Annotated in this window: 25 protein-coding genes, 1 tRNA gene and 1 riboswitch; of the genes, 7 read left to right on the top strand and 19 right to left on the bottom strand. The window is 44.6% G+C overall.

All coding sequences use genetic code 11. The features are described 5' to 3' along the window. Positions 1 to 23: 23 nt before the first annotated feature. Positions 24 to 1,370, bottom strand: coding sequence for an ABC transporter substrate-binding protein (locus ACT89M_RS10425; protein ID WP_154886538.1), 1,347 nt, complete (start codon positions 1,368 to 1,370; stop codon positions 24 to 26). A 369-nt stretch (positions 1,371 to 1,739) separates the two neighbouring features. On the opposite strand from ACT89M_RS10425, the gene xynC reads away from it, so the two are divergent. Further along, entirely contained in the window at positions 1,740 to 3,425 is a 1,686-nt protein-coding gene (gene xynC / locus ACT89M_RS10420; RefSeq protein ID WP_154960127.1) for a glucuronoarabinoxylan endo-1,4-beta-xylanase XynC, read from the top strand. A 187-nt stretch (positions 3,426 to 3,612) separates the two neighbouring features. On the opposite strand, the gene ACT89M_RS10415 is transcribed toward xynC, so the two are convergent. Together ACT89M_RS10415 and pelA are read right to left on the bottom strand one after the other, a co-directional pair. Further along, positions 3,613 to 3,697, bottom strand: a tRNA-Leu gene (locus tag ACT89M_RS10415). Between the two features lie 202 nt (positions 3,698 to 3,899). Further along, a complete protein-coding gene (pelA, locus tag ACT89M_RS10410) occupies positions 3,900 to 4,853 on the bottom strand; it encodes a pectate lyase (protein WP_261769170.1) in 954 nt (317 codons plus the stop codon). Between the two features lie 375 nt (positions 4,854 to 5,228). Continuing rightward, positions 5,229 to 5,360: riboswitch (cyclic di-AMP (ydaO/yuaA leader) on the top strand. Between the two features lie 5 nt (positions 5,361 to 5,365). On the opposite strand from pelA, the gene ACT89M_RS10405 reads away from it, so the two are divergent. Continuing rightward, positions 5,366 to 5,830 (top strand): C40 family peptidase, encoded by a 465-nt coding sequence (locus tag ACT89M_RS10405; protein ID WP_145412618.1) that lies wholly within the window; start codon positions 5,366 to 5,368, stop codon positions 5,828 to 5,830. 138 nt (positions 5,831 to 5,968) lie between these two features. Here ACT89M_RS10405 and ACT89M_RS10400 read toward each other — a convergent pair whose 3' ends face one another. From ACT89M_RS10400 to ACT89M_RS10385, 4 genes are all read right to left on the bottom strand, one after another. Next, entirely contained in the window at positions 5,969 to 6,298 is a 330-nt protein-coding gene (locus ACT89M_RS10400) for a carboxymuconolactone decarboxylase family protein (RefSeq protein WP_090924755.1), read from the bottom strand. A 182-nt stretch (positions 6,299 to 6,480) separates the two neighbouring features. Next, positions 6,481 to 6,699 (bottom strand): hypothetical protein, encoded by a 219-nt coding sequence (locus ACT89M_RS10395; RefSeq protein ID WP_090924754.1) that lies wholly within the window; start codon positions 6,697 to 6,699, stop codon positions 6,481 to 6,483. Between the two features lie 119 nt (positions 6,700 to 6,818). Continuing rightward, positions 6,819 to 7,148, bottom strand: a complete 330-nt coding sequence (locus tag ACT89M_RS10390; RefSeq protein ID WP_024629266.1) for a hypothetical protein — start codon at positions 7,146 to 7,148, stop codon at positions 6,819 to 6,821. A 98-nt stretch (positions 7,149 to 7,246) separates the two neighbouring features. After that, positions 7,247 to 7,828 (bottom strand): xanthine phosphoribosyltransferase, encoded by a 582-nt coding sequence (locus tag ACT89M_RS10385; protein ID WP_090924753.1) that lies wholly within the window; start codon positions 7,826 to 7,828, stop codon positions 7,247 to 7,249. Between the two features lie 204 nt (positions 7,829 to 8,032). On the opposite strand from ACT89M_RS10385, the gene ACT89M_RS10380 reads away from it, so the two are divergent. Continuing rightward, positions 8,033 to 9,091 carry a YkvI family membrane protein gene (locus ACT89M_RS10380; protein WP_154886543.1) on the top strand — a complete coding sequence of 353 codons (1,059 nt, stop codon included), beginning with the start codon at positions 8,033 to 8,035 and terminating at the stop codon, positions 9,089 to 9,091. A gap of 148 nt (positions 9,092 to 9,239) precedes the next feature. Further along, on the top strand, positions 9,240 to 9,890 hold the full coding sequence (catA, locus tag ACT89M_RS10375; protein WP_154983993.1) for a type A chloramphenicol O-acetyltransferase: 651 nt from the start codon (positions 9,240 to 9,242) through the stop codon (positions 9,888 to 9,890). A 69-nt stretch (positions 9,891 to 9,959) separates the two neighbouring features. Here the strand turns inward: catA and ACT89M_RS10370 are convergent, their stop codons facing one another. From ACT89M_RS10370 to ACT89M_RS10345, 6 genes are all read right to left on the bottom strand, one after another. Further along, positions 9,960 to 11,084 (bottom strand): glycosyltransferase family 4 protein, encoded by a 1,125-nt coding sequence (locus ACT89M_RS10370; protein ID WP_154886547.1) that lies wholly within the window; start codon positions 11,082 to 11,084, stop codon positions 9,960 to 9,962. A 372-nt stretch (positions 11,085 to 11,456) separates the two neighbouring features. Beyond that, a complete protein-coding gene (locus ACT89M_RS10365; protein WP_308722070.1) occupies positions 11,457 to 12,005 on the bottom strand; it encodes a GNAT family N-acetyltransferase in 549 nt (182 codons plus the stop codon). Positions 12,006 to 12,207: 202 nt separating this feature from the next. Beyond that, entirely contained in the window at positions 12,208 to 13,299 is a 1,092-nt protein-coding gene (locus ACT89M_RS10360; RefSeq protein ID WP_308722071.1) for a hypothetical protein, read from the bottom strand. Between the two features lie 129 nt (positions 13,300 to 13,428). After that, positions 13,429 to 14,232 (bottom strand): Cof-type HAD-IIB family hydrolase, encoded by an 804-nt coding sequence (locus tag ACT89M_RS10355; RefSeq protein WP_253495647.1) that lies wholly within the window; start codon positions 14,230 to 14,232, stop codon positions 13,429 to 13,431. 22 nt (positions 14,233 to 14,254) lie between these two features. Beyond that, positions 14,255 to 15,016 (bottom strand): pseudouridine synthase, encoded by a 762-nt coding sequence (locus tag ACT89M_RS10350; RefSeq protein ID WP_487345221.1) that lies wholly within the window; start codon positions 15,014 to 15,016, stop codon positions 14,255 to 14,257. Beyond that, positions 15,013 to 16,707, bottom strand: coding sequence for an RsmB/NOP family class I SAM-dependent RNA methyltransferase (locus tag ACT89M_RS10345; protein WP_154887417.1), 1,695 nt, complete (start codon positions 16,705 to 16,707; stop codon positions 15,013 to 15,015). The genes ACT89M_RS10350 and ACT89M_RS10345 overlap by 4 nt, the downstream gene beginning before the upstream one ends. A 220-nt stretch (positions 16,708 to 16,927) precedes the next feature. Between ACT89M_RS10345 and ACT89M_RS10340 the strand changes: the two genes are divergently transcribed. Then, the gene (locus tag ACT89M_RS10340; protein WP_090924746.1) at positions 16,928 to 17,476 is read left to right on the top strand and encodes a thioredoxin family protein; all 549 of its coding nucleotides are present in this window, start codon (positions 16,928 to 16,930) and stop codon (positions 17,474 to 17,476) included. A 107-nt stretch (positions 17,477 to 17,583) separates the two neighbouring features. Here ACT89M_RS10340 and ACT89M_RS10335 read toward each other — a convergent pair whose 3' ends face one another. The 3 genes from ACT89M_RS10335 to ACT89M_RS10325 all read right to left on the bottom strand — a co-directional run bounded on the left by ACT89M_RS10335 (position 17,584) and on the right by ACT89M_RS10325 (position 20,139). After that, entirely contained in the window at positions 17,584 to 18,105 is a 522-nt protein-coding gene (locus ACT89M_RS10335) for a DUF309 domain-containing protein (protein ID WP_154886556.1), read from the bottom strand. Continuing rightward, on the bottom strand, positions 18,092 to 18,907 hold the full coding sequence (yjbM, locus tag ACT89M_RS10330; protein WP_090924744.1) for a GTP diphosphokinase: 816 nt from the start codon (positions 18,905 to 18,907) through the stop codon (positions 18,092 to 18,094). Before yjbM ends, ACT89M_RS10335 begins: the two co-directional genes overlap by 14 nt. Before the next feature lie 134 nt (positions 18,908 to 19,041). Further along, on the bottom strand, positions 19,042 to 20,139 hold the full coding sequence (locus ACT89M_RS10325; RefSeq protein WP_154886558.1) for a quinone-dependent dihydroorotate dehydrogenase: 1,098 nt from the start codon (positions 20,137 to 20,139) through the stop codon (positions 19,042 to 19,044). A 254-nt stretch (positions 20,140 to 20,393) separates the two neighbouring features. On the opposite strand from ACT89M_RS10325, the gene ACT89M_RS10320 reads away from it, so the two are divergent. After that, a complete protein-coding gene (locus tag ACT89M_RS10320) occupies positions 20,394 to 20,531 on the top strand; it encodes a hypothetical protein (RefSeq protein WP_167375854.1) in 138 nt (45 codons plus the stop codon). Positions 20,532 to 20,617: 86 nt separating this feature from the next. Here the strand turns inward: ACT89M_RS10320 and ACT89M_RS10315 are convergent, their stop codons facing one another. The 3 genes from ACT89M_RS10315 to ACT89M_RS10305 all read right to left on the bottom strand — a co-directional run bounded on the left by ACT89M_RS10315 (position 20,618) and on the right by ACT89M_RS10305 (position 23,872). Beyond that, entirely contained in the window at positions 20,618 to 22,057 is a 1,440-nt protein-coding gene (locus tag ACT89M_RS10315; protein ID WP_154886560.1) for a L,D-transpeptidase, read from the bottom strand. A gap of 174 nt (positions 22,058 to 22,231) precedes the next feature. Then, positions 22,232 to 22,474 (bottom strand): ferredoxin, encoded by a 243-nt coding sequence (locus ACT89M_RS10310; protein WP_090924741.1) that lies wholly within the window; start codon positions 22,472 to 22,474, stop codon positions 22,232 to 22,234. Positions 22,475 to 22,594: 120 nt separating this feature from the next. Then, a complete protein-coding gene (locus tag ACT89M_RS10305; protein ID WP_090924760.1) occupies positions 22,595 to 23,872 on the bottom strand; it encodes a DNA polymerase IV in 1,278 nt (425 codons plus the stop codon). Positions 23,873 to 24,347: 475 nt separating this feature from the next. Between ACT89M_RS10305 and cimA the strand changes: the two genes are divergently transcribed. Continuing rightward, the gene (gene cimA, locus ACT89M_RS10300) at positions 24,348 to 25,967 is read left to right on the top strand and encodes a citramalate synthase (RefSeq protein ID WP_308722072.1); all 1,620 of its coding nucleotides are present in this window, start codon (positions 24,348 to 24,350) and stop codon (positions 25,965 to 25,967) included. The last annotated feature ends 114 nt before the right edge of the window (positions 25,968 to 26,081 follow it).

Here is a 26,081-nt window from a genome sequence, read left to right as displayed (position 1 = left end):
TCCCCTTTCGAACGTTTATAATTCTATTTTCCTGCCTGACTAGCCCAGTAAGCTTGCACTTCCTCTGCCAGTCCATTTCGATCAATTACACCAGCCAAATATTTTTGCATAGATGCACCCGTCTTCGCCCAATAATCCTGTGGTAAATAATTAATCACACTGATATTCAACACTTTACCTTGGTCTACGTAACTACTCACTGCTTCAGATAAAATGTTACTGCTTTTCACTTTGACGTCTTTGTATGGCAGTGCCAGCCCCATTTGCGCTACAATCGCATCCTGCCCCTCATCACTCGTCACCATCCACTGAATGAATGCTTTGGCCGCAGTCTGTTGCGCTTCCGTAGAACCTGAATTATCAATAGCAAAGAGTTTCGGTTCACTGTAAGCTACTTGAGTATTTCCGTAATCTTCAGGGTTGTTGCTAATCGGAACAGGGATAATGCCAAACTCTTTGTCGCGGCCTTCCAGATTACCTATAACAGCCCATGTCCAGTCACCCATGAAATAAAAAGCCGCATCTCCTTTGGCGAAATCCGTACTATCCTTGGTGTAATCTGCCACGAGTGGATCTTTACTACGTGCGTTGTATTTTTTCAGCAGATCGAAGGTATCGATTAATCCGTTAAATGCAGCATTGTCCGTGAGCTTCGCAGTTCCATTTTCCAAGTCCTTCACGAACTTACGATTGTCTTCCACGTTGCTCGATTGAAGAGAATAGGTAAGTCCCAGATAATGCGCTCCAAGTGACCAGTCTGCGCCATGAAGCATGACAGGTGCTTTGCCAGCCGCCTCTACTTTTTTGAAAACAGCTTCCAGATCGTCACGAGTTTTAATGCTGTTTGGATCAAAAGGGCCACCCATCGCCTCTTCTACAACCCGTTTATTGTATAAAAGGCCATACCCCTGTGCTGTCCAAGGGATACCCAAAAACTGACCATCCAGTAGCGCTCCATCTACCGCACCAGGCTTCGTTAACCCTTCATACGTTGACTTTTCCGAATCCAGATTGAGGAATTTGTCTTTATATTGCAAGATTGTGCCTGCATCCAGATTGGCAATTGTTGCCGGATTGCCTGAAGCAAGCAAGGATTGGAACTTCTCCAGCTGCGCTCCACCAATCGGGGTAGGAATAAGCTCAATGGTTACCTCAGGATGCAGCTCATGATACGTCTTGAACAATTTCTCAAAAACACCGTTGACTTCTGCGGATGTGTTAAAAAAGGTCAATTTCACCTCTTTTGAAGCCTCTCCAGCCTGTTTGTCAGAGCCCTTTGCTGAAGAATCCGTTGTTTTACCCGAGGAACAGGCGGTAATGACCAACATCAGTATCAATACGCCAACAAACGGTACCCACGTCTTTTTCATTTCTTAACTTCCCCCCTGATGTTTGTTATGAATGCGTTTACATTTTGAATACAGCTTTATCATAAACACTGATGATTCGATATGTCAACCGGTTGACATAAATTTTAAACAGCGCTGTTATCCTATGAAAATAGCATTCGAGTCAAAAAAACATAAAAAATTACAAACAACTGCAATATATCGGGTATTTTTTACAGGAATAATATAGTAGAATTTACAAAGCAAATCCTTTTTTTGTCAAAAGATCTATCCCAATCATTTCTGAGAGGATGTGATGCCTCCCTTTTCGAAGTTATGCCGAGAAATTTATTTTTCTTGTCCAGGCTTTCGCAAGTCACATCTATATTGAGGAGAGTGAACACATTGAAGATGAGGTTTAAATTTAAAAAATCAGTCAACCTGTTGTTAGCCTGCTTAACTGCCCTCCCCCTAATGTTGACTCCAACCAACGTATCTGCAGCAAGTGACGCCAACATCAACTTATCCTCGGAAAAACAAGTAATCCGTGGCTTTGGTGGTATCAACCATCCCGTTTGGGTTGGTGACTTAACTGCAGCACAACGTGAAACCGCTTTCGGAAATGGTCAGAATCAGCTAGGATTCTCTGTACTCCGAATCTGGGTAGACCCGAACCCCAATAATTGGGCTCTTGAAGTTGCTACAGCCAAACGTGCGATTGAAAAGGGAGCTATCGTTTTTGCCTCGCCTTGGAACCCTCCAAGCAGCATGGTTGAGACGTTTAATCGAAATGGTGATACCAATGCTAAGCGGTTACGTTATGACAAATACGCTGCTTACGCACAACATCTGAATGACTTTGTAACATTTATGAAAAATAACGGCGTGAATCTGTATGCCATATCCGTTCAAAATGAACCGGATTATGCCCATGACTGGACCTGGTGGACTCCACAGGAAATCCTGCGTTTCATGAAAGAAAATGCAGGTAGCATCCAAGGTACCAAAGTCATGGCTCCAGAATCCTTCCAATACCTGAAAAACATATCCGACCCAATCCTGAATGATCCACAAGCACTTGCTAACATGGACATTTTGGGAGCGCATTTGTATGGAACACAGGTCAACAATTTTGCCTATCCTCTTTTCAAACAAAAGGGAGCTGGCAAAGAGCTTTGGATGACCGAAGTGTATTATCCTAACAGTGACAACAATTCCGCTGACCGCTGGCCGGAAGCCTTAGACGTCTCCTACCACATGCATAATGCCATGGTTGAAGGCGACTTCCAAGCCTATGTATGGTGGTATATCCGCAGGCAATATGGACCAATGAAGGAAGATGGTACAATCAGTAAGCGCGGATACAATATGGCCCATTTCTCCAAATTTGTTCGCCCAGGCTATGTCAGAGTAGATGCTTCCAAAAATCCGGATACAAATACTTACGTGTCCGCTTACAAAGGTGATAACAAGGTCGTCATCGTAGCCATTAACCGCAGCACTTCGGCAAAAAGTCAACGCTTTGTGTTGCAAAATGGCAATGCATCCACTGTATCTTCGTATGTAACAGACAGCAGTCGTAATCTGGCAAGTCTTGCACCAATTAACGTTTCCAATGGCGCATTCACAGCTCAACTCCCAGCACAGAGTGTAACAACATTTGTTGCTAATATTACTGGCGGCAACGGTGGCGGCAATGTAGGCACGGGCACCACTTATGAGGCCGAAACAGGAACAACACTTACGGATGCAGTCATTGAAACAGCTTATCCGGGCTTCACCGGTTCTGGATATGTTAACTTCAACGCTTATACAGGCTCCGCAATCCAATGGAATGATATCAATAACACAATCACAGGCACCAAAAATGTAAAGTTTCGTTACGCTTTGGAAAGTGGTACGCGGACTCTAGATATTTATGTTAATGGCACAAAAGTACTCAGTAATGAGCCCTTTACTCAAACAGGAAGCTGGTCTACTTGGGGTGAAAAAACAATTCAAGTGCCTATGAATTCAGGTACGAATACACTCCGAATCGTAACAACAGGCACAGAGGGACCGAACATTGATAACATTACGGTGACAGCAGCATCATAAGTTATCTGATTCTAAACCTTTTTTTAGCTGGGCAAAAAGTAGCCAAGCTCCCATGTTGAATAGACCTAAGTTGCTCTACTCGTCTATTTTGAGACAATACTGTAATTAAAGACTGTTGATTGTTCTTTATATCATTAGATAGAAAAAGACCTCTTAGCAATAGCCTAAGAGGTCTTTTTCTATCTAATGCGGTCGAGAGGACTCGAACCTCCACGGGGGGTTAGCCCACACGGACCTGAACCGTGCGCGTCTGCCAATTCCGCCACGACCGCATATATTGTGTCTTTCCAATCATTATCGGCGACAAGAAATAATATACCACGCGTAGTTTAACATGTCAACACATCTATTCATCACCAAATAAGTGCGAAACAGATATGTATCCGATTCGCACTTATCAGGCCTGCTTCAGATTAAGCTTATATATCCGTAAGTAGTGGACTTATTAGAAAATTCGGTTAAATAAACCATTTTCTACAGCTTGGACGGCCAGTTGCCGTACCATGCATAACCGCCTCTTCTTTCCTTTTCTATATCGCTCAGCTTATATTTCACAACGCCATCACGTCCCACAAAGATCGGTTTGTCCGTACCGAGTTCATAGAAACGTGCCCAAATCGGTGATGCACTGGAATCAGCAATAATTCGGCTATCCCCATTCGCTCTCTCATACCGATATCCTGTAATTTTCACTTTATTAAACCAGGCTTCGGCACCTTTGATAGATGCAGTGATTCTTGAATTAGCCGGTCTCGTTTTCAGAAACTTCACAATGTTCACGCTTTCACCTGCAGTTAATGAAGGCACTTCATAGATTCTGGCTCCCGCAGGTCTAAGTGAACTGGAATCATGCTGTTGTCCCCAGGCCGTTAACTTCCCACCGGATACCACCTGGGTATTCAGGATAGCATCGACTCCTTTGGAAACTGCATTTTTACTGCGATTTGCAAGAGAACTGTCGATAAAGGAGAAGTTCCCCTTACGTCCTGCGACTTCATCAAGCATGTACATCACATTAATCATCGCATCATCATTATAGGTAATATGTTTATGATAGCCGGAACTTTGATAGACTTGAGGCCAACCGCCATTGGAGTACTGCATATTAAGCAAAAAGTTGATGCCCTTGATCGCTGCAGCTGAGTATCGCGGATCATTTGTTTTTTTGAATTCACTTGCTAGCCTTCTGATTTCTGAGTATGTAGCTTTGTTATCAATCGTTGATTTGGCCCATTCACCTGACGTCTGACTGTAATCTTTTCTCCAGCCTCCATCGGGGCGCTGATTCTTTAAGATATCGGACATACTCGCCGTTGTACCGGAAGCATCAGCTGCCGATACGGTCGGTACAGGAAGGATAGCCATTCCCGCTACGGAGAATACCATAGAACACGCCAGTACAAATGTTACTAATTTTTTTGCTTTCACTCGACAACACTCTCCCCATTCACAAATTTGATTACTTATATCACATATATTCCAATGAAAACAATTTAAATACAAATTATGTATTTAATATGGTTATAATATGCAATAAATATATTTTTGTCAATATATGCAACAAACCAAAAAAATTTGTTAAACAGAATTTTTTCCATTTTAGCCTTTAACAATCTTGTTTAATATCCAAGTTCTCTCATATGAAACACAAATGACTTTTTTGTAATCTTTAACTCCCTAATTTCAACAAAATGATAACTAAAATCGATAATTCCGCTAACATTGAGGCTAAATGAACACCTTTAAACAGGTTTGACAATTACGCATTTATGCAATATAGTTTCAAATAGTTACAAAAACTTAATTATTCATTTGCCGAGTTTCAGGATTGAAAACGGGGGAACCATTTTGGGTGAATTATTCTTATACATAGGAAATATAGGGAACCTTCTACCGAACCCTTAGCTAACTCCGTAGGCATCGAAGGGAGAACATTGATTTTGAAAAAACTGATTATTTCCATTTTTGGGGCTGCTGTACTATTTACATCCGGGGCAACAAGCACAGAGGCAAGCACAATTAATACGATGGTTAACAATATGACAGGCATCCCGTACAAATGGGGCGGCACAACCATGGCTGGCTTCGATTGTTCCGGGTTTATGAGATATCTTTTCAACAAATATAGCATTGAGCTCCCTCGCACGTCGCAACAACAAGCGAAAGCCGGAACACCTGTCTCCAAAGCAAGCATTCGTACAGGAGATCTGGTCTTCTTCAACACAACAGGTAGAGGCATCTCACATACAGGAGTATACATCGGTGGAGGTCAATTCGCACATGCCTCCAGCAGCAAAGGTGTCAGCATCACCAAGTTGTCCAATCCGTATTTCAGTGATCGTTATGTAACCGCAAGACGGGTGACAGGTCAATTTATGTATAACAAAATGTTGGGTAAACTTTAATTGAATTTAAAGAACGGGGAGTAGCCTTTGGCTACCTCCTTACAGTAAAGAAAGTAAAGATGAGCTATAAAAAAACAAGGTCATACGCCTCTATTAAAGAGGTGTATGACCTTGTTAATTTTTGTTTTACTTCATTCACTAATGGAGCGCCTTCTGCACCCTCATTGCTCCCTGTGACAGAGCATGTCCGCCGCCCACTGCACCAGCAACAGCTACCGTCTCCATGATCTCCTGATCGGTCGCTCCCTTGGACCGGGCTTCCTCCACATGATAGAACGTGCACACTTCGTTATTAGCAAACAAACCGATACCTAGCGCAATTAACTGCTTGGTTTTGGCGTCAAGCACACCCGGCTGGAAGCACTCTCCCGTAAACTCATGATATGATTTCACCACATCCGGGAGAACGTCGCTTAATGCGCCAATCTGATCCTTATACGCATGAACTTTATCATTCATCAATGTCATGACTTGAAACACACCCTTTCGGCTGTAAATACAGCGAATTGTTCCACTGTACCTATCTTCTCTCGCGTGCGTCGCAAATATGCCTGATCCTGATGGTAATTCCAAACATTTGGTGTAGCAGACATTCTCTTTGAAGGAGCTTTCCGGTAACGTGAATCCGTTAAGCTAAGCACTCATGTCATTTATTCACTTAAAACACTTTGACGAGGCTCACTGAACAGCTGATAACGGTAAGACCGATCCAGCTTCACAACACGGCGATTTTGCCTGCGAATAAGTACTTGCTCATCATCCCAGGCTACCACGATGCCCGTTACATCATTAGACTCCAGTTCATCCCGCACTACTCTTACCTTCTCCCCTGACAAACGCAGGGCATCCAATTCTGTATCACTAATCATGTCATAACTCCTATACTCAAATTTCTTTACAAAAAGAGACCTAAATGAAAAGTCATTTAGGTCTCACGTGACTGTATTGGACTGTCATGTCATTCGAAAAAAAATGTCCCGACTGAGAGTTACCGCTGCGCGTGCTCTTTGCTGTCGTTCTTCTCGAACCAAAAATCAAGCACTTTGGCGGACATCACACGTTCTTCAAGGTACTCTACTTGGTGCGGTGTAAATTGTTCTTTCCAAGAGAAGGACAACTCTTCACACAAGCCTACAATCGTCAGTAATTCTGACCAGGCAACATAGCGTTTGTACCAGAAAAATTGAGGATGTTCAATCATATAGGGATAAAGGTCATCGAATTCCGTATGTTTACAATCCAGGGCACGTTCAAAATGAACTTTCGATTCCGCCAGCTTATCAATAAAGAATTGTTCTGTTGCCGGTTGGTTCCCCATGGTGTTGCCTCCTCTCCCTAACATAACCCCATTATAAAGGAAATCTAAGGCCATGCAAAGTCATACTTCAAAAATTAGGCCCAATTTCCTTCAAAAAGTCACATTTCATTATCGTCGAATTGCACGGTGCCATTATTCAGTGAACGAATGCGTACAAGAGCTTCTACTGGAATCCCTTGTTCACGGATGGTGCGGGCACCAGCCTGGAAGCTCTTCTCCACCACAACACCAAATCCCACAAGTTCTGCGCCGGAACGCTCAATAATTTTAATTACGCCGCGGGCGGCATCTCCGTTTGCAATAATGTCATCAATGAACAAAATGCGGTCATTTTCATGAATGTATTCGCGAGACACCATAATATCCGTTACGATTCCTTTCGTAAAGGATGGTACACGTTCGCAGTAGGCATCAGGATCGGCCAGAAGCGTTTTTTTGCGGCGGGCAAATACCAAAGGTACTCCCAGTTCATGTGCTGCGGCAAAAGCAACCGGAATCCCTGATGATTCCACCGTAATCACCCGAGTAACTCCACTCTCGCGAAAACGAGCAGCAAATTCCCGTCCCATCTCCATCGTTAATGCAGGATCAATCTGATGGTTCAGAAGACCATCCAGTTTCAATACCTGATCCGAGATGACGACACCCTCTTGTAAAATTCGTTGTTTTAATACGTCCATGATTTGACCTCCCAAGCCTATCCTATGAGGTATAAAGTATCATATATCCAGCTACAAGTTCAAGCGAAATCAACCCTAAGTCCACAGAACCTGATAATTCAGAGTCGTTAGCCGATCCTGCAGTCATGACTTTCATTGGTCAAGCATAACTTGTACTATGGTACCCGCATGTCCAACAATCCCGGGACCTGAAAGGGGAAACACATGAAACAGGTATTCCGGGTGCTACAGATTGCATTCACATACATCGGAACTGTTGTCGGGGCCGGCTTTGCCACAGGACAGGAAATATTGCAGTTTTTTACCCAATATGGCAAGTGGGCCACAATCACCATTGCTTTGTCCACCATGCTCTTTGTCTGGCTCGGAACCAAAATGATGCTTATTGCTCATGATACCCGTTCGCGTTCCTATGAGGATCTTAACAAACATCTGTTTGGTCACAAAGCTGGCAAATGGATTACATGGATTACTCTTATTGTTCTGATCGGTGTAAACAGCGTGATGCTCGCCGGGGCGGGTTCTGTCTTTATGGAACATCTGGGTTTGCACTACCAAACAGGTTTGATCATCACTTTGATCGGTACATATCTTCTTCTGGGACGTGGAATGCAGGCCATTCTGCAAATGAACAGTATTGTGGTGCCCATGATGCTTCTGCTGTCCCTGCTTATGATTTTCAGTACGCTACATCATCCGGGTGTCTTTCGTTTTGTCACACTGACAACAGATAGCAATCCGTTTCAGGTATGGATTTCCCCATTACTTTACACCGCATTTAACCTTGCGCTCGCTCAAGCGGTACTTGTACCTGTAGGCAATCAGATTCGTCATCGCAATACATTAAAATGGGGCGGAATTCTAGGCGGGATTGGCGTAGGTTTTATGCTGATGGCAGCCCATTTTGCAATGTCGGCCCAGATGCCAGGCATCGTACAGTTTGAAATCCCTATGGGAAGTATCGCTTTTCAACTGGGATGGATAGTGCAATCTGTATATGTCTCATTGATTTTCATGGAAATATTTACAACGTTTGTTGCCGACATCTACGGCATGACTTTGCAACTTAGACAACATATCGATGTTCATCCCCGGTTGATTACACTAGTCATCATGATGTTATGTTACTCGTTTAGCCAATTTGGATTCAGCTCCCTTTTATCCGTTCTTTATCCCATTTTCGGATGCATGGCACTCTTTTGGGCGGGTAAGCTCATTAGGGATCGCTGGGGTACATTTCGTGGTCGGAATAATATGAATTGAAGGCTTAGATATGAGATTGAAGCCGTTTAAATGGATAAAGTTATGGTACAATTTAAAGCAAACCTTAGTAAAGGATGGGTTCTGATGAAAAAAGCAGACAACTTGGCCTCCTAAATTCGTTTTATACAAAATTTAGGAGGCTCATCTAATGAATTTTAACAAAATTGATTTTAACACTTGGAATAGAACAGACATATTTCATCACTATATGAATCAAAATACTTCATTCAGCCTAACCAATGAAATGGATGTAACTGCTGTATATCAACTCATCAAACAAAAAGAATATCGATTCTATCCTGCATTTATCTTTTTAATTTCAAGTGTGGTTAACTCAAATCGTGCTTTTAGAACGGGTTACAACAAGGATGGAGATCTGGGATATTGGGATATGCTGGAACCGCTCTATACCATCTTTGATCACTCATCTGAGTCGTTCTCTGCCATTTGGACTCGTGTTACCGATGATTTCAACACGTTTCAAGATGCCTACATTATCGATGTAGAAAAATATAAACGTTCAGGCAAATTGTTTCCCAAGACACCTATACCTGAAAATGTGTTTTCCCTTTCGATGATTCCTTGGACATCTTTTACTGGATTTAACTTAAATATCAACAATAATAACCGTTACCTTCTTCCCATCATTACGGCAGGGGGATTCATCCACAAAGGTAATTCGGTATTTTTACCATTATCACTACAGGTTCATCACTCAGTTTGTGATGGGTACCATGCCGGATTGTTCATGAATGCTGTTCAGGAATTAGCAAACAATCCAGAGGATTGGCTGTTGTAAAATCCGTTATATACAAAAAGGCCGCTGTATCACTACAGCGGCTTGTTTCATATATTTGCTTTCCCAGTTTTACGACTGAAATTGCAAGTACATTTTTTTCAAATCATTCACCGATCTACCCAGCGAGTAAAATGTTTTGGCTTTTTCACAAGCGGAACGAGCCAGTTCATAGCGATATGCCGGGTCCAGCATGACCTTTTCCAAGGCATCAGCCAGCGCAGTTGGATCTTCAGGCGGTACGAGCAGTCCATTTACACCATCCTCAATCTGTTCAGGGATTCCCCCCACATCGGTGCCTACAAGCGCCAGACAGCTAAGCGCCGCTTCGGCGAACACTGAACCGAAGGCTTCTGCACGCGATGGCAGTACAAACACATCAAAGAATGGCATAAACTCTTCAGGATGTAGCGTATATCCATAAAAAATCGTTTCATTATAAATTCCCAGACGCTGTGCGAGCTCTTCCAGATCAGGACGAATCGGTCCATCTCCAATAATATGAAGTACATAATCATGTCCCCTATCCTTTAACTCCGCACATGCTTTAAACAAAATATCTAGCCCCTTGGCAGGAACAAGCCGGCAGACCGTTACCAGTTGCGGGACCGCATTATCATGGGGAATCGGTTTGAACCGCTTCTCATCAAAACCATTCGGAATGATGCCGATGCGGTCTGGATGTTTCACATACGGGCTCAAATATCGACGGAACGAATCAGATACCGTTAGCAGACGCTCTGCACGATACTCAAGCTCTCCATAGATGGCCTGCAGGAATTGATGTTCCAGCCCGTCAGGCTCTATACGGCCATTCAAAATAAGCTCTCTCTCATAACTGGAGTGAATGGTTTGAATGAGGGGAACCTCAGGAAACACCGACTTCATGGCAAGCCCTGCAATAGGATGATGCGCATGAATCAGATCATAGGGCTTCTGAATGCGAAGCTTGGTCCACCATAGATAGTCACGATATGTCTGAATATACTTTTGTACCACAGGACTATCCTGATAGATGGTCCAGTCAAACGTATCAAACTGTACTTCCTCTCTCCCTTTGTTACGAATACGTTTGGGCAAGGAAAACAGGTCCATCTCCCATCTTGGGCTTGCAAACCTCTCCTGCATATAAGGAATCATAGAGGATACACCTCCGGGCTGCTCCGGAGGAAAGAATAGGGCCTGTAGCAATTTCAACGTCATTATCCCCCTTTCCAACTTCATTTCTCTTTTTCCACATTCATTTATGATATATTAGAACATATGTTCAGTAAAGCGGCTCTTGAGCCTCCAACTCCGTTCTTTACACGAAAATGTATTTTCATGCATTTTATTGCATACCATTAATGTTTATTATGACATAGAAAAGCAAGAACATCCACCGCTTTGACAACTTAATTATTGAGTCGTATATACAACATATTCAGTCAACTCCACATGCAGAAGCTTATGTTTTACATTTATCTCTTCATCAAAGGACTAAGCTGAATATAGAAAATTAGACGCATAAGCTTAACTGCTTCCAGGTCCTTCCTCATGATGTCATCAACAACTCGTTACGAATTCTTGCTACAATTCAACCGGTTTCTCGTAAATGCTGAACCCATCATGCTTACCTGCATAGCCGAATCCATTTCCTGCATAAAACGTGTTTAACGTGACATTGTCAGCCCCGCAATCCAATCGTACGAGAGACTTATTTGCGAATTGTATGCCACGACTCGACCATTCCAATATGGACTTCCCCAGACCTGTTCGAGCATATTTTCTTCGTATGGCAAGCCGATGTAGATAGAGCGCCCCATCTTCCGCGTGGGCCTGATCTCCCCACAGCTTGAGATCCCATGGACTCGGCTTCTGCATGAGAATGACCATTCCAGCAATCTGCGCTTCTTTTTTGAAAACAAAGACGTCCCCTCGGCGAATGGCCGAAGGTGTATCATGAGAATCTTCCCCTTGTAACAATGCATCCCATTGGGAAGAGCCTTTACTTTTCAACCAGGATGCCGTCTCTGCAAGCAATGAGAGCACCTCTTCCGTGTCCTCCGGCTGTGCTTGAACAGCTTGAAAGCCATCATTAATGTACTGGCTGTGAATGGTGAATGTGTGTGTCATCATGTCCCTCCTATATGCTCCGGTTTCGACTGCTCGCTTCCCTTGGTTTGAACTACGTCCAAATCCAAAAGTCGCTCCCATTCGATACCATCGCACTGCATTAATTATAAGAACTAGTCGTAATAATAACGGGAAATTTTTTTTCCGTCAAAATCAAAACCAAAAAGCATAAAGACAAAAAAAATGGATAAAAGGCTTTCGCCTCTTACCCATCCATTCTGGCTTCATCAATAATTTGATTCCTGTACAGCATGGTGAGATGTAATGAGTCGAATTCAATCTCTCTGTTTAGCTCCCTCATTAGCACTTCTACCAGGGTTTTACGCTGTTCACTTGTGCCTGGTACATCGTAATCCATATAACCTGTCAGATCGGAATGTGACGTATCGATGGTCGCTGTGCCCACGGGCAGACCTCCGCGCTCCTGAACGAAAAGATCATAGATTCTGAACTCCCGATCCTTGTTCCTGAGCATTACATAACATGCTTCTTCCGCCTCTTCTGGCTCAATCATATCTCCGATCGCATCAATGGAGTTATCTTGCTCTTCATCTTCCTCCAGCTCTTCGGAAAAATCACGATGCACCCATTCTAGCGTCTGCAACTCGTTCCCCTGATGCCATATCCGAATGGTAATCGTATCGATGATCTCCTCATCCAGTTCCCGTACAAGCAATTCTGCCGCAGCTTCCTGTACCATGTCGTCAGGTTCTTCGTACCAGTGAATCTCCCCCTGTGCATCGGCTCCATACTGTTTGAGCGTAGCCTCTGCTACCTCTTCCCCTTCAACATCATTGAATACATAGCTAGATAAGTTACGACCGGCACTGATCATCTCCATTTCCAGCAAATGTTCCTGGTCTTCATATGTAAACGATCCATCCCGAGATGCGGGAATGATATTCAGCTCGCCTGGAAAGTCATCACCATAACGGCTCTCTTCGTCATACAGGTCATCATCTTCCGTAGCCGCTGTTCCGCGATAAGACCATAACGTCTCATCACTTCGTTCCGCTGGTTGCAGGACGGAATACAACGCGCCACAGCTCACCAAAACTTCATAGTAGGATGCCGCCACCGCATCTGCAAGCGTACGAACATAAGCATGTACCTTATCAATAATGAGCTGCTCTACTTCCTCTTCTATAGACTCCTGTTCCAGTTGAAGGCTGCCTGACAGACGCTCCCCTTCTCTGTAGATCAGTAAAAGCGAGCCTGTATATCTGCCATCTACCATAATATCCTGCACTTCACCACTTGCTGTGCGCAGATCCGCCGTTAAATCAATCTGTACCATTGACAGTCCTCCTCATTCCTAACGTATTCTCTTAGGATGCCCCTAGAGACAGTAGTTTATGAGGCACTGTACATTTTCGAACGATGATGGAGCCTTTTTCGTAGATCAAGTAAGGAAGAAGCGGAAGATTTATACGGACAAAATATACTTGTGGATCGCGTGCGCAACCCCTTCATCATTGTTGGACAAGGTCACTTCATCGGATGCGGCCTTAACCTCTTCTGGAGAATTATCCATCGCAATCCCTTTACCGGCAAAAGTGAGCATCGTAATATCATTGAAATAGTTACCAATGGCCATGATCTCGGATGGCACAATACCTTTGGAATCAGCCAGCCTTTTAAGCGCCGTACCTTTGGAAGCTTCGGGATGCATCAGATCAATGAAAAAGTCACCGCTACGTGTCATGTAATACGGCAGATTCCAGGACGTCCACTCGCGCTGGACCATATCCATCTGCTCGATGGGGCCAAAAGCTGTAAACTTCGCCAGAGGTTCAGTCATATCTGCCCAACGGGGTAGCTTAAGCGGCTCAGCCAGGAAATTATAATACATCTGCCTTACCTGTAATTCCAAACCTTCGGGTTGATCCACATATAGACCAAAAGCGGTATTGATGTCAAAATGCACATCATTTTCACGGCAGTACGTCATAATAGGTTCAAGTCCCTGGGTATCCAGAGCAAACTGATGAATAACTTCACGTGTCTCCACATGCGCAGTAACCGCACCATTATGCGTGATAACATAACCATTCAGACCCATCTGTTTCATAAAAGGAATCGTGTTGGCCGGGCCTCGGCCTGAACAAAGCACAATCTCTGCCCCTTGGCGTGAGGCCTGAATCAGTGTTTCTTGTGTCCATTCAGTCAATTCATGATCATCATTCAATAAAGTTCCGTCAACATCCAGTGCAATCAATTTGTACGTCATATGCTTCTCATCCCATCTGTGTTTAGTTGGTTGCATTGTTATTTCGCAAACAAGTCAGCTCTTCTGCAGTTAACTCGCGGTAACTCCCGATTGCCAGATCGGAATCCAGCTTAAGTTCTCCCATGGCTACACGTTTCAAATAGATGACACGTTTGTCCACAGCCTGGAACATGCGTTTGACCTGATGAAACTTCCCCTCATGGATAATAAGCGAAATAAGCGATACGACGCCTTCATCTGTTTCTTCATATCCCAGCACAGTCAGCTCCGCCGGCATGGCCTCATACCCGTCATCGAGTCTAACGCCGGCTGCGAAACGCTGCACGTCATCCACATCCACTTTCCCGAGCACCCGTGCTTCGTATGTTTTGGGTACATGTTTTCGAGGGGATAACAGATCATGGGCAAGAGGGCCATCATTTGTCAAAATAAGAAGTCCCTCCGTATCTTTGTCCAGCCTCCCTACCGGGAATGGTTGAAAGATCCGATCTTCTTTGCGCAGCAGATCCAGCACGGTTTTATCCCGAGCATCTTCCGTCGCAGATACAACACCCGGCGGTTTATGAAGCATCAGATAGATCATTTCACGGTAAACAATCCGCTCACCATCTGCTTCAATGATGTTTATTGCCGGATCAACCTGAATGCCGCTGTCCTTTACCGCTTTGCCATCCACATGAATACGTCCCTGCTTCACCATTTTTTTAAGCTCGCTGCGCGTACCTACACCCATATGACTTAAAATTTTATCCAATCGCTGTGTTTGTTTGCCTTTCCCACTCATACCGATGTCCACCTCCATCCTGCAGGGTATTCATTTTTCAATACACCATCCAACCATTTGCCCCAGCCGGCCGCATATCCATCCACGCATACGAGCACATACCCCTTAGGCGCTGCTCCTTCCAGAAGGTTAAGCCGTTCTTGCTCTACATTCAGCGTTTCCCCTTTCAAGTACCTTACTGCTTCTCCATCTTCAGAAGACAGATGCACACTTCGATGTGCCTCGGATGCACGCAATGCGCACGCCAGGGGATGGGACGGAACGAATCTCCCATTTTTAACCGTGCCCATAAACCATCCGGGGCGAATCACTTTCAACCCTTCCAGACGGGCAGCACCTACCGTTGACTGGTATACACGATCCCCGTAACATACCGTTTCACCTTCAAGCGGTATAACCAGATTCTCATTTACAAACTGAGCATAGACCGCTAATGGATCAACGGAGCTGGAATCCGAAGCTCTTCCTTGCCCTCGGTCAGACTTGCGACCACCAGCCTCTTTCCCTTTCTTGCCTGGTTTCGCGGTGTGTTTACCACCGCGTGTACTTTTGTCGTTGCTTGCTCTAGATTCAACCCGTAACAAACGTTCCTTTTTACGATCGGCTTTGGTTATAGGAAGCGAAGCCGATCGTAAAAAGGAACGATCCTCACTCGGTTCATGCAACAATCTGGACTCAGGCACACGTTGTCCAGCACCACGTTTTTCTTCATGTAACTCTTTACCTAACTCTAGATTAGATTCATCAGAGTGTTTGATCACAGCAACATAATGTCCCTCTCCTTCTAACAAGTGAGGCCACAATCGGGCTGTGCCACGCGTCTGATCCAGCACTTCTTCTGTCTCCGTCGCCTGATCTGGCAACATCTCACGCACCCAATCCGGACGTCCTGGGGCAAATCCAGCGGTATCAGCAATATTAACTACAGCAAAATCACGATTTAACTTCAAAAACTCGGCAATCATCGCTTCGTTTTCCTCCGGCGCAAAGGTACAGGTCGAATAAACAATCGTTCCTCCTGGAGCCAATAACCGCGCTGCCGTTTCGAGAATATCTCGCTGCATCAACACACACTTCTCCACAGAATGATGTTCCCAGGATTTCACCATGTCTTCATCCTTACGGAACATGCCTTCGCCTGAGCACGGTGCATCGATCAACACTTTATCAAAATAATGAGGAAACGCATCCGCGATGCGCTCAGGTGACTCATTCAGCACAACGGCATTTCTTACGCCGTACAGCTCCACGTTCTTGGCAAGTGCTTTGGTACGCTCTGAATGAATGTCATTCGTGACAAGCACCCCCTTACCTTGCAACTTGGCAGCAATCTGGGTTGTTTTCCCCCCAGGAGCAGCACACAAGTCGAGCACGCGATCTCCAGGCTGGACGTTCAGTTGCTCCACGGGAGCCATTGCACTCGGTTCCTGAATATAATAGAGACCCGCGTGGTAATAAGGATGTAGGCCAGGCTTCACCCCATGAGGCACGTAAAAACCCGTTTCGCACCACGGAATAGGTCTTAAGTCAAACGGGGCAATCTCTTTAAATTGTTCCATTGATATTTTAAGCGTATTTACGCGGAGCCCGGCATGCGGGGATTGTTCATACGATTGTATAAAAGATTCAAATTCATCGCCAAGCAAACGTTTCATTCGCTCTGCGAAGTCCAAAGGCAACTGTACGGCCATAGTTCCACTCATCCTATCCTGTTAAAATGACATATTGCTCTATGTTATCATATCCTGATTTTGCTTGCCTATCCTATCATGTGTATTCCACTACAGCGTGTAATGTAGTATAATGCTAATAGATTGTTTTATCAGCAAAAATTCGGTTGTTTATGCATATTATCCCAGCCTGCATTTTTGTTGCAAATTTTATCTCGATATGAAAAATGGGGGATGAACAATGAATTCCAAGAAGAAAAAGAAAAGCGCTACAATCCTTATCTTCCTCGGCATACTAGTCGTCATGATTGCTGCGCTGGTTCTCGTGAACCAACAATCCAAGAAACAGATGGATACTGTAGAAAACGCTTATGGCATTGCAGCTTCCAAGCTTAATCCGGCTACAAGAGAGTTGCTCAAAGATCCTAACTATCAACAAATCATTCTGCCGGCTGATCTGAAAACCAGAATTGATAACAAAGATAGCTTCTTTGTTTATTTCTTTGCTTCCGACTGCTCACACTGCCGTGCAACGACACCACAATTGATGCCGCTGGTAGACAGTGAAGGAATTAAGCTTCCACAGTTTAACCTGCGCGAGTTCGAATCCGGCTGGACAGATTACAACATTGAATTCACACCTACTCTCGTTTATTACCAAGATGGCGTTGAGAAAGACCGCATGGTTGGCGGTTTGAAAGAGAACGGAAGCGACAACGGTTATACTCTGGACGACTACAAGCAATTTTTTGATAAGTATAAAGGCAGTGCAACTCCAAGTAAAAGCTAGTTCAATGAACTTTGGTAAAATTAAATTCAATAAACCAAAAACACCCCGATCATTCCTGTAAAGGAGTCGTCGGGGTGTCTTGTTATACAAACATAGGATGTAGGACCCTAATTATTTGCTTGATGATTAGCGTTCTCGTCGTGCTCTTGTAACTCCGTCTGCTGTAGTGCCTTCATTTTCTCTTCGTAAATTCGTCCCCGGGTTGGACTTCGCCGCTGCGGAACATTAGGTTTCAGCTCCAGCGACCTTTTCTGTATATGCTGTACAAGTGCCTTATCCTCAATAAGGATAGACAGATCACGATACTCCAGTTTTTCAGAATCATGATCTTGTAACTCGTTTACAATTCTGTGAACGTCAGCTTTCAAATCGCCCAGATGGATACCGAGAATACTGTCAGGATACGATTCCAGCAGTTCGAGAGAACTTTGCAGCATCATTCGTCCACCGCGAAAATTACGATTTCTATAGTGATACAGTCCCACCGCGATTTGCAGCAGGCCTTTGTATAGCGGGTCTCGATCTCTTTCCAACCACAATTCTTCAAGCACCTCATGACACTCGAAATAATCCCGATCCCGATTAAAATAAATCAGATAATCAATGTAGAGCGGTTCATAACTGCTCATCTGGATTTTCGCCCTTTCTGGCGTTGTTCAGAAGTTCCTTCACATCATCCAGCAGCACTTTGAGCCCCTCCATATCATTCCGTTCCCAGCAGTCATTGAATCGTCTCTGTGCTTCAATTGCCTCATGAACCAGATGATAGAAATAAAGCTGTTGAATGATACTGAGCGTTCTTGACACAATATTGGAATCATCCTCGAAAGCCTTCTGCGCTTCCAGAATCTGCAGACGGATCGCTGACATCTCATTATCGAGGACGAAAGCGGCCTCTGCTGTTTTCTTAAGTCTCGCTCGCATGTCTTCCGGCAGACTTTCCCGGTATTTATAGCTCAAAGAATGTTCAATCGTTGCCCAGAAATTCATGGCAAGTGTCCGAATCTGAATTTCGGCAAGCACTTTTTTCTGCCCCAAGGCCGTCTGTACAGGATACTCAATGATCATATGAAAACTGCGATAACCACTTTCTTTGAAGTTGGTTATATAATCTTTTTCAATCAATACGGTTAAATCTTTCCGTGCTCTGATGTACTCGGCAACACGCCTAATATCATCCACGAATTGACACATAATCCGAATACCCGCAATATCCTCTATCCCCGTCTCCACATCATCCAGTGCCACATTCAGACGTCTTGATTTTTCCAGAATACTGGAGATTTTTTTGACACGGCCCGTAACGAATTCTATCGGGGCATATTCTTCCCGTTTCTTCAATTCGGCCCGCATCGTTTTGAATTTGACCTTCAATTCCTCTACCGCTTGTTCATAAGGAAGTAAAAATGTACCCCAGTCTCTACCGTCCATCGTTAAGCCTCCTGTCTCTATAGCATCCCCTGTTCTTATCCATTATACATGATGTTTGCCGGGGGGAAGAGTCCCGATCCATTCTACACTCTCCCACGCTTCTATTATTCCGTGTTCTGGGGGTATATCGCTCTTTAACGGTGGTCTGCACCAACCGCCTCTGAAATATGATGATATCCGTCCTTACGCAGTAATTCGCGCAATCCAGCATGGATTTTACGGTTTACTTCTGGTCCTTCATAGATTAACGCAGTATAGATTTCTACCAGGCTTGCTCCGGCTTTAATTTTCTCATAAGCATCCTCACTGGTAAAAATGCCACCGGAGCCGATGATGGGGAGCTTGCCTTCAGTCTGTCTGTATACCTGACGAATGATTTCTGTTGAACGTTCACGTAGCGGCTTTCCACTGAGCCCGCCCGTTTCCTTCGCGTGCTGATGCGAGAGACCTTCACGACTAATCGTTGTATTCGTCGCAATGATACCCGACACCCCACTCGCCGCAATCGTACCAACCATATATTCGAGTTCTTGCTCATTCACGTCAGGAGCTATTTTGACAAGTACGGATTTGGCTGCTCCACCAACCTTAGCCTGTTGGCGATTCATCTCTTCCATTACTGCAGCCAGCAGTTCTTTCAATTCATTCCCATGTTGCAGATTACGCAAATCCGGTGTATTTGGTGAACTGATATTGACCACAAACAAATCTGCATAAGTATATAACGCTTGTATACATTTCGCATAATCCAGATGAGCTTCCTCATTTGGAGTGACTTTATTTTTTCCAATATTGACCGCTACAGGGATACGACGCTCTTGAAGACGCGCAAGTTCACCCGCCATCGCTTCTGCACCGAGATTGTTGAAGCCCATCCGGTTCACCAGCGCTTCATCTGGCGGTAAACGGAATAGACGGGGTTGATCATTACCGGACTGTGCGAGCGGTGTCACCGTTCCAACCTCCATAAATCCGAACCCAATCGAAGAGAAACCGGTAACAGCCTGTCCGTTTTTATCCAGACCTGCGGCTAGACCAACCGGTGTAGGAAAATGACAACCGAACATGTCCACCGCCAGATCCGGGGTTTCACGCACGCCGTACATGACACGTAGTCCGGATGGAACTGGACGGACACTACCCACACCGCTTAGGCCACCAATAATCAGATGATGGGCCTGTTCAGGGTCCATTTTAAACAATAAAGGTTTAGCAAGACTTTTGTATAACAAATCACTCACTCCGTTCTGGTTCGGTACGCCATATGGCCGCTCTCCGTCTCTTATATGTAAAAAAACTCTACACACAAGTCTAGCCGTTTCTCCTTCAAAAAGAAAGTCATTTACGCATAGACAAACAAATTTCAAATCAGATGATCTAAGCATAAGAAATCGACCTACCCACTGGAAATAGCAGGCTGAATTCTTTACAATGAAAGCATGGTTACTCTAGACCATTTCGATACCTATGAAGGAGGAAAAAAGCCATGGCTCAGAAACGTAAACCACCTGCATTGCAACAAAAAAAAGAAGAGGTCAATCGCAAAGCCATCATATGGACAGCAGCCAGCGTTGGCGGTTTGATCGTTATCATTGGTGCTTTGCTTATTATTGCCAATATGTAGTTGAATCAGCATCGACTAACCGAACTTACATATAGTAATCTCTGAGCTTAAAGGGAACTTTACGATTATATCAGAGAACTGCAGGGTCAATTTAGCCAGTGATATGTTTTGTTTGGATTGTTCTGCTGAGGAACAAGTTTGTACTTATACCGCTGTTCGGCTTTTGGCACAGATGTTAGCTCTGGGAGCAGATTTTTACCAATGCGCACCGGAGTTCCTTGTGGAGCAAGAGCGAACAACTCTTCCACATCCGCTTTGCTCATCCTCACACATCCAAGGGACTCATCAAGGCCGATGCTATCAGGCTCATTAGTCCCGTGGATGGCATAATTCGTATTCGAGAGCTGCATGCCTCGAGTCCCGAACTCCCCATTAGAGTGGCCATTCGGGTTAACCACTTTATCCGTAATGACATAAGAACCCTCAGGCGTCCGCTCTCCGCCCAGACCCACTTCATACATCCGAATGATCGTATCTCCGCTGATGAGTGCCAACCTGTGGTTACTCTTGTCGATCACAATCTCAAGCGGCTCTTCAAAAAATGGCTGTCCCCCTAACGTATCAGCAAACGGTGCCTTTGTCTTCTTGGATGATGCGGTAGCCTGTTGTTTCCCGTTACCGTTAGAACTTGCCTCTTGAGCCTTGGCTTGATGAGTGGCTAACAGCTGTGGAAACATCTCACTCATTTCAGCTGAAGTTTCTCCCAAAATATTGTTAGGAAACGGCTGGGCCAGTGCTGTGACAGTCTTTGGCCAGGCTTTGTGTTGTTTATGATATGAAAGGATTGCACTTGACAACGCTGCGGCTGTCTCCTGTTTAGCTGTCCACGCGGAGGCCATACGTTTGATCTTAGAGGATACTTTAGGCGGTTCACAGTTACATTGTTCTGCATCATAACTCTGGGCCGTGAGCTTGCCTTTTTCATTGGTCTGCATAATGTATTTGACTGGCATATCCCGCTTCCAGACAGACCATTTCTCTGATGTCTGCATTCCGAGAACAGCCGTCGTATTCATTCCGGCACCTGATCCGGACCAGGCAGCAGCAAGAGCATCCCCTCCATCATTTCCATTGCCAAATCCGGCCGCTGTGAATACATTGCTCTGCTCTGTGGACGTTGGACTCACTCCTTGTTGCTCTTTAGCAAGCTCTGCAGGAGGTGTGTCGTCCTCTGACTCCAAGGCTTCAGACAGGGCATCCGTCGCCCCTTTCTGGGCACCAGGGGCATCTGCAGGCGGTAAACCCGCCAAAAGTAGTACCATTAACAGAGTCAGCCACATTTTGCGTCTGCGTTTCTTTTTCTCCTTAAGCTCAGACATCTCTACTAACTTATCCTGATAGTCCATCCATATGTCAGCAGGAGCTTTACTCCGCTCGAAAGCTTCATACACTTCGCCCGCTTGCTGAAAACAATAATTGGCCTTTCCTTCCTGTCCTTCGCCAAGGTACTCTTTGCCTAACAAATACCATGCCATTTTATTATCTGGATGTTTCTTGACATATGACCTTAGATCCGTATTTTGCATCTAATCCTCCATTATTCCGGCTTAAGCTTATAGAGTTATATATCGGCATCCAGCGTCAAAATATGCATAGGACTTCAGTACTTGGTACTAACCATTTGAATTTAACATATAAAAAAGCACACCTCCTGTCTCTGCGACAAAAAATGTGCTTTGATGTACATGAAATAAAAAAACTTAACCTTCTTTATTAAAAGGCTCGTCCGCTACTTTAATGGAGTCTGTAGGGCAACCATCGCATGCATCCTGCATATCATCGAACAAATCATCAGGGATGGCCTTGATTCCTTTGTTAGCATCGCCATCAAAGATCACTTCTGCCAAACCTTCATCATCATAATCATAGATATCTGGAGCTGTTGCTCCGCAAGCGCCACATGCAATACATGTGTCTTTTTCAACCCAAGTATATTTACTCATTGTACAATCTCTCCTCCTAGAGTTCACCACGAACCGTGTTTTTATCTAAAAACATATTAAACCAAAGTTTGAATAATTACAAATCAAATTGCAACAACCACAACTTTATATTATCCCTGTTTAGTCGAAACTTTGCAAGTTATCTTTTTGCAGTGACGTTCCCCTTACTTTGTGATTACGAAGCAATACGGAAGGGTCATCCCCCAGCATCCCTGCAGTCACTACCGCATTCTCACCGAATTTATCCCGGAGCTGATCCATAATTCGAATTAAACTTTCCTTTTTCGGCTTTTGTTCATATTCAAACAAATCCATCTGTACAGCCGACTCTTCTCGCGGAATCAATGTCTGCAACGTGATGCCAAGCATTCGTACAGGTTTTCCATTTCCCCAGTGTTTTGCAAAAAGCTTACAGGCCTCACGATAGATGACTGCCGCGTCCTCTGTAGGTATATCCATCATGCGGGACCTCGTGATCGTTTTCATATCAGGTGTACGAATCGTGATCTGTATGCCTTGACTGAGCATTTCGTGTTTGCGTAATCTTCGGGCTACCTGATCACTGATGTTGAGAAACACGCGGTGGATATCCCCCATTTCAGAGACATCGGCTGGCAGTGTTGTTGTATGCCCAATCGATTTATTCGCTTCCCGCTCCGCAACGACAGGCGAATGATGAATGCCATTAGCCGAATTTTTGAGCCAAGTTCCATTTACACCAAACAGGTCTATCAGCATTTTTTCGTCCGACTTAGCCAGTTGGCCGATCGTATCAATGCCCAGCTTTTTAAGCTTCTCGGCCGTCTTTTTCCCAATGCCAAACATCTCGTTACATGGTCTATGCCATAAAATGCGCGGCACGTCCCTCATTCGCAAAATCGATATGCCGTTCGGTTTTTTCAGATCCGAAGCCATTTTGGCAAGCAGCTTGTTCGGCGCAATCCCAATGGAACAGGGCAGGCCAAGTTCCTCCATGATTCTCTGCTGAATCTGTTCAGCGATTTCAATAGGTGTACCGAATTGTTTCGAACCCGTAATATCCAGATAACACTCATCAATTGAGGTTGCTTCCAGCAAAGGCGTATAACTATACGCAATCTGCATAAACGCCCTGGAGTATTGACGATACAGGTGGAAATCCGGTCGAATGACAATCAGATCAGGACATTTTTTCATCGCCTGTTGCACAACCATGCCGGTTGAAATCCCTCTGCTTCGGGCTGTGTAAGAACAAGTGACAATAACACCCTTACGCAACTCGCTGCTACCCGCAACAGCAGTCGCTTTTCCTCTATATAACTCCGGCTCTTCTGCTTCATGTACGGAGCAATAGAAGGCATTCATATCGACATGCAGAATCACTCTGCCAGCCGCTGGATAATACTCGCTTACATTCATTGGAGGATTGTTGTCTGAAGACTTCACGCCCCCACCCTTTCTCTCCTCCCGGCCGGGAGTTCGCTTTATTTTCATCCAGGTCTATTTTTGTTTCTTGAACACGGCCCTCACAACCAGACCAATCACAATCAGAAGTACTATTGTAACAACTACATTCTCCCATAGTATGGTCACTATTACTCCCTACCTTTCGTTGTTAAAATTATAACATAGGTCGCCTTTTGATACCCCGGACCCTTTTTCACAATTAAATCAAAATTGTTTACGTCAACCTGCGAATTCTATGTAGCATTTGGCTATAATGATGCTATAATAATTAATTATACAAATTCACGAGTTTGGGACAAATCCATCTAACCAGTTTAACACAGTGTAGCGTTGCTACATCGAAGGATTTATCCATTAACGTTCTTACCTTTTTTCAACCATACCATCAAAACTTATAAAAAAGCGCTTTACCTTAAGGAGGATCTTCATGTCAAAGGCCATTTCCATCTTCGATACAACATTACGCGACGGCACACAAGGAGAGGGTGTCAGCTTATCAGCAGATGACAAACTCAAAATTGCCAAAAAGCTGGATGACCTGGGTGCTCACTATATTGAAGGCGGAATTCCCGGTAGCAATACCAAAGACATTGAGTTTTTCAAAAGAGTCAAGGAATTGAAGCTGAACGCCAAAGTTGTTGCATTTGGAAGCACTCGCCGCAAAGGTAGCATCGCCAGCGAAGACACCAATCTGAAACGTATGATTGAATCCGGGGCACAGGCCGCAACCCTGGTCGGAAAATCATGGGACTTCCATGTGCATACCGCCTTGCAGACTACGCTTGAAGAAAATCTGTCGATGATCTATGATTCCATCGCGTATTTGAAACAAAATGGCATGGAAGTGATCTTTGATGCCGAGCATTTCTTTGATGGATTTAAAAACAACCCGGATTATGCACAAGCTGTCATGACCAAAGCCCACGAAGCCGGGGCGGACTGGCTCGTCATGTGTGATACTAATGGAGGAACGATGCCTCACGAAGTTCACGAGATCGTATCCACCCTGCACCGGATGTTGCCGCAAGCACATCTTGGTATCCATACCCATAATGATTGTGAGCTTGCGGTTGCAAACACGCTTAGTGCTGTACAAGCAGGGGCTCGACAGGTTCAAGGCACAATGAACGGTTATGGAGAGCGCTGCGGTAACGCTAACCTCGCTTCCATTATCCCGAACTTGCAGCTCAAACTGGGTTATGAATGTGTCTCTGAGGATTCCATGAAACAACTCACGAATGTTGCTCGTTATATCAGCGAGATTGCGAATGTGAATATGCCAATCAACCAACCTTATGTAGGTAATGCGGCATTTGCTCATAAAGGTGGTATCCATGTGTCTGCCATCTTGCGGGATTCCCGAACCTATGAGCATATCGTGCCTGAACTTGTTGGCAACAAGCAACGTGTGCTTGTCTCCGAACTGGCTGGACAGAGCAACATTGTGTCCAAAGCACAAGAAATGGGATTGGAATTTGATCCAAGCAGCCCGAACTCCCGTCAAATCATCGAAAAAATCAAAGACCTGGAGCATCAAGGTTATCAATTCGAAGGCGCTGATGCATCACTGGAATTGTTGATTCGTGAAGCGAACGGAGATATGAGAGAACTTTTCACCTTTGAATCGTTCAAAATGCTTGTGGAGAAAACGGCAGGCAAATCCGTGGTATCCGAAGCTTTTGTCAAACTGAATGTTGCCGGAACAAGTGTGTATACCGCAGCAGAAGGAAACGGCCCGGTCAACGCACTGGATAATGCACTTCGGAAAGCTCTTGTGCAGTACTTCCCTTCTCTTGCTCATATGCACCTGTCGGACTACAAAGTTCGTGTACTGGATGAAAAGGATGCGACCGCCGCCAAAGTTCGTGTATTGATCGAATCCAAGAACACTGAGAATACTTGGAACACGGTCGGCGTATCCGAGAACGTCATCGAAGCCAGCTGGGAAGCACTTGTACACAGTTTCCGGTATGCTCTACTCCAGGAAAATATCTCGGATGAGCCGGAATCCTTTTCGATGCCAACCCCAGGTCTAATCAATCACTAGAAGTCTAAATCAAACACTACACATGATCCTGCTTCTTATTTCCCGGAAAATAAACAAAGCTTCTGTCACCATTAACGATGGTGGCGGAAGCTTTTTCAATGCAAAACGATAAGC

Source organism: Paenibacillus sp. NN59 (genome assembly GCF_057597225.1).
This window is presented reverse-complemented; position numbering and strand designations above follow the sequence as displayed.

Coding starts and splice junctions, on each gene's coding strand:
- ACT89M_RS10425 (WP_154886538.1), bottom strand. CDS start 1,370: ATGAAAAAGACGTGGGTACCGTTTGTTGGCGTATTGATACTGATGTTG.
- xynC (WP_154960127.1), top strand. CDS start 1,740: ATGAGGTTTAAATTTAAAAAATCAGTCAACCTGTTGTTAGCCTGCTTA.
- ACT89M_RS10400 (WP_090924755.1), bottom strand. CDS start 6,298: ATGACATTGATGAATGATAAAGTTCATGCGTATAAGGATCAGATTGGC.
- ACT89M_RS10395 (WP_090924754.1), bottom strand. CDS start 6,699: ATGATTAGTGATACAGAATTGGATGCCCTGCGTTTGTCAGGGGAGAAG.
- ACT89M_RS10390 (WP_024629266.1), bottom strand. CDS start 7,148: ATGGGGAACCAACCGGCAACAGAACAATTCTTTATTGATAAGCTGGCG.
- ACT89M_RS10385 (WP_090924753.1), bottom strand. CDS start 7,828: ATGGACGTATTAAAACAACGAATTTTACAAGAGGGTGTCGTCATCTCG.
- ACT89M_RS10380 (WP_154886543.1), top strand. CDS start 8,033: ATGAAACAGGTATTCCGGGTGCTACAGATTGCATTCACATACATCGGA.
- catA (WP_154983993.1), top strand. CDS start 9,240: ATGAATTTTAACAAAATTGATTTTAACACTTGGAATAGAACAGACATA.
- ACT89M_RS10365 (WP_308722070.1), bottom strand. CDS start 12,005: ATGATGACACACACATTCACCATTCACAGCCAGTACATTAATGATGGC.
- ACT89M_RS10360 (WP_308722071.1), bottom strand. CDS start 13,299: ATGGTACAGATTGATTTAACGGCGGATCTGCGCACAGCAAGTGGTGAA.
- ACT89M_RS10355 (WP_253495647.1), bottom strand. CDS start 14,232: ATGACGTACAAATTGATTGCACTGGATGTTGACGGAACTTTATTGAAT.
- ACT89M_RS10350 (WP_487345221.1), bottom strand. CDS start 15,016: ATGAGTGGGAAAGGCAAACAAACACAGCGATTGGATAAAATTTTAAGT.
- ACT89M_RS10345 (WP_154887417.1), bottom strand. CDS start 16,707: ATGGCCGTACAGTTGCCTTTGGACTTCGCAGAGCGAATGAAACGTTTG.
- ACT89M_RS10340 (WP_090924746.1), top strand. CDS start 16,928: ATGAATTCCAAGAAGAAAAAGAAAAGCGCTACAATCCTTATCTTCCTC.
- ACT89M_RS10335 (WP_154886556.1), bottom strand. CDS start 18,105: ATGAGCAGTTATGAACCGCTCTACATTGATTATCTGATTTATTTTAAT.
- yjbM (WP_090924744.1), bottom strand. CDS start 18,907: ATGGACGGTAGAGACTGGGGTACATTTTTACTTCCTTATGAACAAGCG.
- ACT89M_RS10320 (WP_167375854.1), top strand. CDS start 20,394: ATGGCTCAGAAACGTAAACCACCTGCATTGCAACAAAAAAAAGAAGAG.
- ACT89M_RS10315 (WP_154886560.1), bottom strand. CDS start 22,057: ATGCAAAATACGGATCTAAGGTCATATGTCAAGAAACATCCAGATAAT.
- ACT89M_RS10310 (WP_090924741.1), bottom strand. CDS start 22,474: ATGAGTAAATATACTTGGGTTGAAAAAGACACATGTATTGCATGTGGC.
- ACT89M_RS10305 (WP_090924760.1), bottom strand. CDS start 23,872: ATGAATGTAAGCGAGTATTATCCAGCGGCTGGCAGAGTGATTCTGCAT.
- cimA (WP_308722072.1), top strand. CDS start 24,348: ATGTCAAAGGCCATTTCCATCTTCGATACAACATTACGCGACGGCACA.